This window comes from Rugamonas brunnea (assembly GCF_014042345.1).
GTDB classification, from domain to species: Bacteria; Pseudomonadota; Gammaproteobacteria; order Burkholderiales; family Burkholderiaceae_D; genus Rugamonas; species Rugamonas brunnea.
On sequence record NZ_JACEZT010000077.1, the window covers coordinates 1 to 254 of the forward strand.

Below are 254 nucleotides of genomic sequence, written 5' to 3' on the forward strand. Positions count from 1 at the left end.
GCTTAACCGCAAGGAGGGCGCTTACCACGGTAGGATTCGTGACTGGGGTGAAGTCGTAACAAGGTAGCCGTATCGGAAGGTGCGGCTGGATCACCTCCTTTCTAGAGTCGCACTGGTCTACGGACCAATCCTCAAGCGTTCACACTTATCGACTGTAATTAAGAAGAACAGCATTTGGGGCTGTAGCTCAGCTGGTTAGAGCACCGTGTTGATAACGCGGGGGTCGTTGGTTCGAGTCCAACCAGCCCTACCAG

General features: G+C 53.9%; 1 tRNA gene and 1 rRNA gene. Both read left to right on the top strand.

Going from position 1 to position 254, the window contains the following annotated elements:
* A 16S ribosomal RNA gene (locus H3H37_RS25565) occupies positions 1-101 on the top strand; the annotation flags it as partial.
* 75 nt (positions 102-176) lie between these two features.
* Positions 177-253, top strand: a tRNA-Ile gene (locus tag H3H37_RS25570).
* The last annotated feature ends 1 nt before the right edge of the window (position 254 follow it).